Annotated in this window: 11 protein-coding genes and 1 pseudogene; 8 read left to right on the top strand and 4 right to left on the bottom strand. The window is 62.7% G+C overall.

All coding sequences use genetic code 11. From position 1 onward, the window contains the following. Positions 1-119: 119 nt before the first annotated feature. Together NKJ55_RS34640 and NKJ55_RS34635 are read left to right on the top strand one after the other, a co-directional pair. Positions 120-569: an N-acetyltransferase gene (locus NKJ55_RS34640; RefSeq protein ID WP_352453817.1), complete on the top strand. Its 450-nt coding sequence runs from the start codon at positions 120-122 to the stop codon at positions 567-569. Between the two features lie 308 nt (positions 570-877). Beyond that, a complete protein-coding gene (locus tag NKJ55_RS34635) occupies positions 878-1,405 on the top strand; it encodes a hypothetical protein (RefSeq protein ID WP_352453816.1) in 528 nt (175 codons plus the stop codon). Positions 1,406-1,722: 317 nt separating this feature from the next. Here the strand turns inward: NKJ55_RS34635 and NKJ55_RS34630 are convergent, their stop codons facing one another. Further along, a complete protein-coding gene (locus tag NKJ55_RS34630; protein WP_352453815.1) occupies positions 1,723-1,857 on the bottom strand; it encodes a hypothetical protein in 135 nt (44 codons plus the stop codon). A 266-nt stretch (positions 1,858-2,123) separates the two neighbouring features. On the opposite strand from NKJ55_RS34630, the gene NKJ55_RS34625 reads away from it, so the two are divergent. Together NKJ55_RS34625 and NKJ55_RS34620 are read left to right on the top strand one after the other, a co-directional pair. Then, positions 2,124-2,447, top strand: a complete 324-nt coding sequence (locus NKJ55_RS34625) for a DUF736 domain-containing protein (RefSeq protein ID WP_023803002.1) — start codon at positions 2,124-2,126, stop codon at positions 2,445-2,447. A 57-nt stretch (positions 2,448-2,504) separates the two neighbouring features. After that, positions 2,505-2,846: a hypothetical protein gene (locus NKJ55_RS34620; RefSeq protein WP_352453814.1), complete on the top strand. Its 342-nt coding sequence runs from the start codon at positions 2,505-2,507 to the stop codon at positions 2,844-2,846. Positions 2,847-2,959: 113 nt separating this feature from the next. Here the strand turns inward: NKJ55_RS34620 and NKJ55_RS34615 are convergent, their stop codons facing one another. Next, positions 2,960-3,370 carry a hypothetical protein gene (locus NKJ55_RS34615; RefSeq protein ID WP_352453813.1) on the bottom strand — a complete coding sequence of 137 codons (411 nt, stop codon included), beginning with the start codon at positions 3,368-3,370 and terminating at the stop codon, positions 2,960-2,962. Further along, a complete protein-coding gene (locus NKJ55_RS34610) occupies positions 3,367-4,047 on the bottom strand; it encodes a nucleotide-binding protein (RefSeq protein WP_352453812.1) in 681 nt (226 codons plus the stop codon). Before NKJ55_RS34610 ends, NKJ55_RS34615 begins: the two co-directional genes overlap by 4 nt. Before the next feature lie 463 nt (positions 4,048-4,510). Between NKJ55_RS34610 and NKJ55_RS34605 the strand changes: the two genes are divergently transcribed. The 3 genes from NKJ55_RS34605 (at position 4,511) to NKJ55_RS34595 (ending at position 8,550) form a co-directional block, all read left to right on the top strand. Further along, positions 4,511-4,918, top strand: coding sequence for a plasmid mobilization protein (locus tag NKJ55_RS34605; RefSeq protein WP_352453811.1), 408 nt, complete (start codon positions 4,511-4,513; stop codon positions 4,916-4,918). Further along, positions 4,915-7,155, top strand: a complete 2,241-nt coding sequence (locus tag NKJ55_RS34600; protein ID WP_352453810.1) for a relaxase/mobilization nuclease domain-containing protein — start codon at positions 4,915-4,917, stop codon at positions 7,153-7,155. The genes NKJ55_RS34605 and NKJ55_RS34600 overlap by 4 nt, the downstream gene beginning before the upstream one ends. Before the next feature lie 396 nt (positions 7,156-7,551). Next, positions 7,552-8,550 carry an NAD(P)H-dependent flavin oxidoreductase gene (locus NKJ55_RS34595; protein WP_036246111.1) on the top strand — a complete coding sequence of 333 codons (999 nt, stop codon included), beginning with the start codon at positions 7,552-7,554 and terminating at the stop codon, positions 8,548-8,550. Here NKJ55_RS34595 and NKJ55_RS34590 read toward each other — a convergent pair. Continuing rightward, positions 8,538-9,294: pseudogene (locus NKJ55_RS34590) on the bottom strand (IS5 family transposase). The gene NKJ55_RS34595 and the pseudogene NKJ55_RS34590 overlap by 13 nt on opposite strands. A gap of 180 nt (positions 9,295-9,474) precedes the next feature. Here NKJ55_RS34590 and NKJ55_RS34585 point away from each other — a divergent pair. Then, a partial coding sequence (locus NKJ55_RS34585; RefSeq protein WP_352453809.1) for a transposase occupies positions 9,475-9,793 on the top strand: 319 nt, incomplete at its 3' end.

Raw genomic sequence — 9,793 nt, 5'->3', positions numbered from 1 at the left:
TTCACGCAAATCGAGCGAATAGGGCTTGGGCATGGCAAATCACCTCCTACAGGAAGTGAATCATGAACCACGCCTCACTGGAATCCCTCGCGATTCAAACTGAACGTCCGACGCTCTAGGTGGCGCTTTCAGGCATCGAACTCCTCAACGACGCGCACCGCCTCGGCAGCTTCGATTGCAGCAAAGCCGCGCTCGACGCCTGGCTGGCCGGCTTCGCCCGAACGAACCAGGCCCGCGGGTTTACCCGCGTCCAGATCGTTCACGACCAGGACGCAGTCGTCGGCTATTACGGCCTCGCGCCAGGCGTGATCCAGCCAAACAGCGCACCGCGCGCCATCCGCACCGGCCGGCGGCCGCCGCAGGGATTCATTCCCGCGCGACAATCAGTCATCGATCGCCCGCACCACCACCGCGCGGCCCACCACGATGTCGGCGCCGGCGACGCAGCGATGCAGCGCGTCCTTGACCGGGCCGCTGCCGACGCCTTGCCCGGCATCGCGGTGGTCGAGGGCGAGTTGTCCGATCAACAGGGTCGGATCGTGCCGGAGGCGTTACGCGCGTGGAGCTAGTGGCTTTTGTCGGCCAGCCAGAAGCTCACTCCTGGATCGAGCGCATGAGCACCAGCGGCAGGGTCCGGGCGCGGGGGGGGGGGGGGGGCGGGGGGCGGGGGGGAGCCGGGCCCGGCGGCCCCCCCCCGCGGCAGGGGCCGGGCGCGCCGGCCACCGGCCGGCCGGGCTCTAGTCGCGGCGCCTCGCCGCTCCCCGGGCCGGCTTTCGCCGTCTCGGCCTTCGGGTGACGATCCCTCTCGCAGGGGCGAGGGAGAGGGCGGCCGGCGCGGGGCGGGGGGCGCTAGAGAGAAGGGAAAGTCACGATATCGATGATATTCATAGGTGGATCACGCGAGATATTCGAGCTGCCGGAACCTGCCATCGCTCGCATCGGCGCGATCGTCGCTGCAGAGCACGGCGTGCTGATTGGCGACGCGTCTGGGGCCGATGCCGAGGCGCAGGGCCTGCTCGCTGGCTACGGCTACGAACATGTCGGGGTCTTCCATGCGGGCAAGGAACCTCGCAACAATCTGGGCGACTGGGCTGCCTACCATGTCCCGTCTCCTGAAGGCGCTCACGGGTATTGGTTCCACGCTGCCAAAGACCGGGAGATGGCGCGGCGCGCCGACTTTGGCATGATGATCTGGGATGGCGCATCACCCGGGACGGCCGTCAACGTGCTTCGGCTCGCCATCGCGAACAAGCCGTGCGTCATTTACGATCTGGCCAGGGGCAGCATGGCGACGACGTACAATGTGGAAGACTGGTGCGCCATGCTCCGCCATGTCGGTCCGGACATTCGCCGCCAAGCCGAAGCCCGCATGACGCCGGACGAGCGTCGGGCGTTGCCAGGATGATGTACGGGCGGTCCCCCTGACAGCCCGGCGGGTCCGATTCGATATGCTTGATCCTGCCCCGCCCCCCAACTCCACTTTATAAACGGCCGGGGCCGGCCTCTCTCAAAACCGGCCCACGCGCAGAGCCGCGAGGCGTTGTGCAAGATGATCATCTTGATCTGTCTCGCATCTGAAGCGGGTGCAAGCGTGCCGAACATCCTGGCTTACTTGGTCATCCAACCTGGTTGCGAGGCCTCGCCGAGAGGGGCGTGAAGTTCGCTGCCAGTCGGTTCCGAACTCGAAACCGCTGTGCCGCCATGCCGAACACGCAAGGCGGTTCACGCGCCAGGCTGCTGTTCGAGGTCTTTGACGACGCAGACGATGACCCGAGAGGCTGGCGGGGTAAGCCTTTTCCTGAGATCCGGCAGCGTTGCGTCGGCGGTCAAGCGATGGCGGCCTGAGTTCTTGTCCATCTGCCGCATCCGGGGCCATTCCCGTTTCATGTCGCCTTTGTAGACGACCGCCTGCTTTGTGCGGTCAACCCCCGTTGGGGGTACATCTCGGCGAATATTCAGGAAAATTCGATTTCTGTTTTTGTCTGCGGACAGGCGAAGGGCCTGCACGCTGTTTTTTCGGCAAATAGAATTTTCCAGAATTTTCGCCGAGATGACCGCAGCAGGACGGCCCTCTCCTTTGGCGCCATCGGGAATGGTCCCGATGCAAGCGAAGGAGAACTACCATGGCCACCACGATCGCAAACCTCACCACCAAGGCCGACGGCTCGATGGAAGGCGTCTTTGCCACGCTCCGGGTCAACGCCCCGATCACCCTGATCCCGAACACCAACAAGTCGCGCGAGGACGCGCCCGACTACCGGATCGTCAACAAGCGCACTGGCTTCGAGATCGGAGCCGGCTGGCACCGCACCTCCCAGCGTTCGGGCGAGGAATACCTCTCCGTCAAGCTGGAAGCGCCTGAGATCGGCGTCATCTTCGGCAACCTCGCACCCGCCCCGGGCGGCGAGGAGAACAAGAAGGTCATCCTCTGGAACAACCCCCAGTGAGGCATCGGTGGCCGGCCCCGCAAGGGGCCGGCTCCCCACCGGCAAAAGGAGGTTGCAATGAGCCGCTACACTATCACTATCACTGGCACCGTCACCGGAAAGGGCCACTCCGATCCAGACGCTGTCATCGGCTACGACCCACCGCTTCGGACCTACTTCCTGCAAGCGTTCCCGCACCAGGAAACCGACGAGCCCCGTCTTTGGCTTGGCACCCGCGATCGCGCGTTCGAAGCGCTTGACGATCTTCGCCATGCAGCCATCTCACACGGCTACGACTTCATGCCGTTGTCGCCCAAACTGGCGGCAAAGCTGGTCGGCGACAAAGCGGCAGCCAGTGCGCTTCCGGACCGGGACGACTTCCTTGGTCAACTGCTGAAACACCTCAACCAATCCAAGTAGGCAAACATCTCAGGGCCCGCGACGAAGTATCGTCGCGGGCCCTTTTTTTCGCACATAGCAAGAGCCACGAACATCACCTGTCGCAACAGGCGATAGCGGCTCCATACCGTCGGTCATTCCTTCGGCAGTTTGTGCTTATGAATGCGGATATAATCCTGCACAGCCTTTCGCAGCAGTTCGGTCATGCTGTGGCCGTTGCTGATCGCCAGCAGCTTGAAATGGCGCTGCTCCGCAGCCGTCAGGTAATACCCGCAGCGGATCATCTCCTCGTCGCGAATCTTCTTGCCGGCTATCGGATCCTTTTTCTGACCCTGCCGCAGCAGCTTGCGAAAGTCAGGGCTTGCACCCGATGCCGGCTCGGGCGTCTGCGACATCGCCGATCCGACATTCGGCTCCAGCTTCTGCGCCTCGATCTTCGGCGATGAAATGAACATGCTCGGCAGTGCCGGCGGCTGCGTGGAAATCGCCTTCATCATGCGGGCTTTCTTGTCGTGACCGGGTTTCGGTGCGGTTTCTTCACTCATGCCGCGTTCCTTGTGGCTTCGATGAAGGTTTGCAGAAGGTCGTCGAAGACCCCTTCGCTCTCGGCAATCGCCTTCGCATCAGGCACCCCATGGCTGTAAAGGGTCTGCCCGGTCTGAAGATCGCGGTAGGCAACACGATTGTGCAGGACGTGTTCTGCAATCGGCGTGCCGTTGGCCTGGATGATGGCGCGCAGTTCGGTCAGGGCTCGCGCCCTGCCATCGATGATGGTCTGCTTGGTCAGCACGAATATCGCAGGCAGCGGTCTACCCCGGCTCTCGACCGCCAGCGGGATGTAGTGGTCAGTGATCTGGATGGCGGCGGTCACATCGTCGAGGGCAAAATAGACCGGCACGACAACAATGTCGGCGGCGTAGAGCCCGGCCATGAGGTTGTCATTTGTGGTGCCTTCCGTATCGATCAATACGACGGAGCGCTCACCGTTGTGAATGGCTGCGGCGTCAAGGACTTCCTGCGGGGTCATCGCGCTCACCAGTTGCAGCCTGTCAGGACGATTGCCAGCCTCACCCAGCATCTGGAACCAGCGGTTCATGTTCTGCCGCCGGTCGCCGTCGATGAGAGTGACCGAATAGCCCCGATGCAGCGCGACGGATGCGAGCGCGCGCAGCATCGTCGATTTGCCAGTGCCGCCCTTGGGGATCGCAGCGGAGATGATCATGGGGCCTCTTTCCGGCGTGGGCTCCCTGTGTCCATGTTAACAAGGACATAAGTCATCATGGACACAGGGAACGATATCACGGTCAAAACATGGTGACATAGTCAACGGGGAAGACTGGTTTGGCAACCCAGGCGCGCACCGATAAGGGCTCGTTCAGGGTGCAGTCACCAACGCGGCGGTTGCCATCTTCATGCGAGGAATGATCTGCCGGGCTGACCGGAGTGCAGACCGCCCTGATGTTTCCATGTTAACATGGAAACAAGTCTTCAACGCCACATCACAACAAATCACGATGGAGACATTGCGACGCTTGAGTCGGGCTGTGCCGTCGACAACTGCGCTGGTGAGAAAACACGCCCTCAATCATTTCTGCTTCTTCCTGGCAGGATAGCCTATTTTGTGATACACACAAAATAGGCGGCGCAGCCCTGGCGGGCCTTAGCGCCCGCAACGGGCTTGAGAGATGGATGCAGACGCCCAGAAAGCCGCGGTGAAGAGTGCGTCACGACGCTATGGCGAGGTGACGCACATCCGGTTTTCGGCTGACGAGCTGGCCAGCCTCAAAGCCATTGCGGAGCGGGACGGCGTGACCGTCAGCGAAGTCGTGCGGCGTCTTGTGCAGGCAGAGGCCGGGCATCTGCCTATCGCGTCAGAGGCGTTGCGGCCGGCGATCGTGGAGATGACTGATCAGCTGCGGCGCGTCGGCGTCAATTTCAATCAAGCCGTGCGTGCCATGAACGACGGCCGCATTCCTTCTGACGAGAATCTTGAGCAGGCGCTGATCGCCGTGGGAGACCTGGTGCGGCATTTTCGCGAGGAACTGAAGGCGATGACTGGCGGGTCACGCAAGGCGAGGGAGGCCAGGCCATGAGCGGTCGTCTTGCTGGCTACGCGGCCGAAATCGAACGCTATCTGCGGGGCGAGTCGGGAGCGAAGCGCGAGGACCTGGACAACGACGAGTCTCTGACGAGCGCCCGACGCGAGGCCGGTGAATTCCAGGCGATGAACAGTCATGAGCGGGCCGGCGGCGGCGGACGCCTCGGGCAAGGACAAGCAGGCTCGATGGGAGGTGGCGGCAGGAACGCCCCTCGTTCGTCGCCGGGAGGGACAGGAGTGGCGGGGAGCTCCATGTCGAGCAGGGCACCGAAGTCCACTGCTGCTGCGAGTTTGCCCAGGGCCGCTAGCGCCCCGATCATGGTCTATGGCGCCACGCTCGCCGGTTTCCGGCCGGAAGAGGAGGAGGAAGACTGGAAGCGGCGCGGCGGCGGCGGCCGTGGTACCGATCGCGCGAGCGCTACAGGACGAGCGGCGCGGGCGGGCTATCGGGCGCGCGCCGTGGCGGCACGGGCAGGCTATGCGGCGGGTGCGCAGCCTGCCGTGTTTAAGGTCATGCCCAATCCTCCGTCGACCAAGGAAGCCGCCGCCCGGCTGCTCAATTACATCGGTAAGCGCGACGACGAAAAAGGCGAGAAACACGACATCGAGATTTTCGACGAGGATGGGCAGGTGCTTGCGACAGGTGCCGCACGAAAGGCGTTCCTGGAGACGTTTTGCGAAACGTTCGAACCGCCCTTGGAAAATACCAATTTTATCGAAGCTCGTTTCGACCTCGCCGGCGAGGTCAGCGATGCCGCCTTGAGCGAGGCGTTGAACAAGGCCTTCGGTGCAAAACCGTTCCTCTATGCGCAGGATGGACAGACGGTGCAGGTATACGCGCACACCGATGAGCGGGCCGGACCGCTCGCCAAGGTGCTGGCCGGCGGTCGGGAAAATTCGCGCAGCAAGGCGCTCGACAAGATCGAGGCGCGCTTGTCCGAAGCAATGGGCGCGGCGGGGCTGGTAGCCAAGGCAGAGGTAACGGCGGCCGTGAGCCGTGAACCTAAAGCGAAATATTTCCTGCAGAAGTTCATCCGCACCAACAGCCACGTCCGCCACGCAAATGGCGAGCCCGTGCCTGGGGTGAAGAGTTCCACCAAGGCTGCGGCTGCGGTGTACGAACAATGGCGCCCGCAGTTTTCGGGGCGTGAACGCCGCAATGCCTATCACCTGCTTTTCTCGGCAAGAGCCGGCACCGATGCCAACGCCGTCATGGCCGCGGCGCGCGGCGTGCTCGAGGAGCGAGCGCCAGGATACAAGTTCGTCCTGGCGCATCACAACGACACCAAGCACGTCCATATCCATGCAATGGTGCAGGCACGGTCAGCCGACGGCGAGCGCCTGAAATTCTACAAGCCGGATCTCGCAGCCTGGCGCGAGACCTTTGCGGAAAAAGCACGCGAGAACGGCATTGCGATGGTGGCGACGCGGCGCATGGACCATGCGATGACGCGTCCGTTCACGAAGGAGCATGCCGGGGCTTATAGCCGCGCCCAGAGCGATCCGCGCTATCAGGTCAGCGCCAGGACGATCGAGCGAGTGGAGGCCAAGCGGCAACGCCGTTTGGATGGACAATCCCTAGTCGTGAACGGCGATGCAATCGCTGCCGCATGGCAAAAGACTGTGACGACGATGCGGACCGCGGGCATAGTCGGTCAGGCTCTCACGGCAGCGGAGTCGATCGGCAACAATTTTCTGCGGTTCCGTCGCGATCGGACAGGGGAGGGACAGCAGCCAGGTCCTGCCGCGGGTCGCGGAGCTGATCAATCGGGGCAAAAGTCTTTCCTGTCCCATCCCGGTATGAGAGAATTGAATGCACTGATAGGAGATTTGGACATGGCGCAGACCCCCTTGGAAATGCGGCGTCAGATGGCCCGCGTCAATCAGGCTCTGGACAACATGCGCGAGACGCTGCCGCCGGCGCATCAAGGACAGTTCGAACAGTATCGTGAAGAGGTGAACGACAAGATGCACGACCGTCTCGCGCGGCTGCAATTCGAGCGGCAGCAGCGTCGTGGTGGTGGCGGTGGCGAGCCGATCCCCGAGCGCGAGCCGCGAGGGCGAGACCTTCCAACTCGGGACGATCCCCGCGAGCCGGAGCAGCCGCGCACCGGCACCGAGCAGGAGAAGGTGGCAGCCAAGCAGAAGGACGCCAACAAACAGAAGGCACGGCAGTCGGAAGAGCAGGACCGCAAGACCCAGCGCTCAAATGATAACGATTACGAGCGCTGAGCCGAGCTCACTGCCGCCTGCGGCTAAAGAGACCGAGAGTGTTAGTGACCTCATGTGCCGAGGCCCATTTGGCGCCTACGAGGTTCAGGATGATGGCCACGCAGATCTCACGCCGCGCATGATCTTGAAATCTGCTTCGTGCCGCATTGCTGGATGGACTGAAGCTAAGGCTGGGACAGGCTGGTTTCAGGTCGGTCCAGGTAACCGCAGCGCCATAGGATCGATCGGTGACGGGCTCAAAGCCCGGTCGTAAGTTTGCTGATGGGTTAGGGTCCGGACTCATAACCGTCGGTCGACTGCGCTGGCGGCTCTGGTTGCCGTTAGTCGCGGGCGCTGAGCGGGGCTCGATAGGATCAACCGAACCTGCGATACTCAAGGCAATCTATTGGAGTGATGATGCGCATCGTAACCCGTCTCACTGATCGGCTTAAACTGCAGCATCCGATCATCAGCGCGCCGATGGCATTCGCATCGGGCGGGGAACTCGCAGGTGCGGTCAGTTCAGCCGGAGGGCTTGGGCTTATCGGCGGCGGCTATGGCGACGCTGATTGGCTGACGCGAGAGTTCGAGCGATCTGGCAACCGACCTGTCGGCTGCGGCTTCATAACTTGGTCACTCGCCAGGAACCCGCGCCTACTCGATAAGGCCCTGGAGCGGCGACCAAGTGCGATTTTCCTATCCTTTGGCGACCCGGCGCCTTTTTCGCCGGCAATACGGGCCGCCGGGGTCCCCTTGATCTGCCAGGTCCAGAGCCTCGACGACGCGCGCCGCGCTCTTGATGCCGGAGCCGACATTGTCGTCGCCCAAGGCGCGGAAGCCGGCGGTCACGGTGAGAAGCGAGCGACATTCACATTTGTTCCGGAGGTCGCGAACTTGGTACGGCGACGGGCGCCGGACACGCTCATCTGCGCGGCCGGCGGCATCGCCGATGGTCGTGGGCTTGCAGCGGCGCTGATGCTTGGCGCTGATGGCGTCGTGATGGGATCACGTTTCTGGGCCTCGTTGGAGGCTCTCGTTCATCCAAATCTGCACCAGGCTGCCCTTGCCGCGACCGGAGACGACACGGTTCGAACCTCGGTGATGGACCTAGCGCGCCGCCTGGATTGGCCATCGCGGTTTTCACTGCGCGTTCGGAAGAATGCTTTTACGGAAGCCTGGCACGGCAATGAGGCCCATCTCCTTGCCGACATTGACGCGCAGTCCGCTGCCTACCGGGAAGCGTGGGCAAGCGGCGATCCCACAATAGCCGCGATCATGATTGGTGAGGCCGCCGGCCTCATCCACGACATCGAGCCGGCGAGTGACATACTCCTTCGCACCGTTTCTGAAGCGATCACCCTGCTTCAGGGCGCAAGTTCGCTTCTGTTTGTCGAGGACAACTGTCACAGCCAGTAACTGACCGTAGCGGCTAGGCAGACGGCAGCGAGGAAGTTCGTGGCCGATCGATCGTATCTGGTGGCGATGCGGCGGAAATCCTTGAGCCGTCCGAACATGCGCTCGATGGCGTTGCGATCACGGTAGAGGAACGGGGAGAAGCAGTTCTTCCAGCGCCGGTTGGCTTCGGCGGAATGTTCGGCATCGCCCCTTTAGCCTAGACCTGTGGCGAATGGCATTGGTATCATAGTCCTTGTCGGCGTGCAGGATCGGGCTCTTGGGCATCTGCTCCAGAAGCAAATCTCCGGCGCTGCAATCGGCGACCTGGCCACCGGTCAAGAGGAAAGCGATCGGGCGGCACAGGCCATCGGTCAGGGCGTGGATCTTCGTGGTTCGCCCACCGCGCGACCGGCCGATCGCCTGATTTTGCTCCCCCCTTTGCCGCCAGAAGCGCAGCGATGCGCCTTCACGGCCGAAGAGTCGATCAGGACCTCAGCCGGAGGACCGCCAGCCGAGGCCAGGGCGTGGAAGATGTCGACCCAAACGCCTTTGGCAGCCCATCGGACAAAGCGATTGTAGAGCGTCTTTCTCGGCCCGTAGACTTGCGGGGCATCGACCCAGCGGCCGCCGGACTTGAGGACATGGACGATGCCGCCAATCGCTCGGCGGTCATCGATTCTTGGCTTGCCGCGCGTGTCGGTTGGCAGCAGCGCCTGCGGCCGCGAAACCTGCTCCCTCCGTCAGCCAGAAATAATCGCGATTCATCTGTGGCCTCCCTTTGGAGACCGTGACTCATAAAATCACCGTCAGTGGAATCCCTTGATGGGTCCGGATCCTAGCCTGAAAAATTCATGGGGGTTGGTGGATGTGGCGCAAGCCGTTGAAATGACGTAGGATTTGGTTGCTTAAGCCGATCCGAACCATTTCCCGGAGACCACACCCACCATGAACGATCTTGCGCTGCCGCTGAGCGGTTTGTCATCAGTCGGCGGCAAGTCCGTCGTCGCCCGTTTCGACGGCGGCATGCTGTCGTCCAACAGCGGCGTTCTGGCCTTGGCCGAGGTGGAAAAGCGGTTGCGGGTGGCCGAGCGTCTGGCGCGTTGCATCGACGATCCGCGCTGCCCGGACCAGGTCGTCCACAGCCTGGCGGACATGATCGGCTTTCGCATGAAGATGATTGCCGCCGGCTACGAGGACGGCAACGACGCCAACCGGCTGCGCCGCGATCCGGTCTTCAAGATGGCCCAGGATGCGCTGCCGTCGG

It is taken from the genome of Mesorhizobium sp. M0106, from assembly GCF_040322715.1.
Taxonomy (GTDB): Bacteria; Pseudomonadota; Alphaproteobacteria; order Rhizobiales; family Rhizobiaceae; genus Mesorhizobium.
This window is presented reverse-complemented; position numbering and strand designations above follow the sequence as displayed.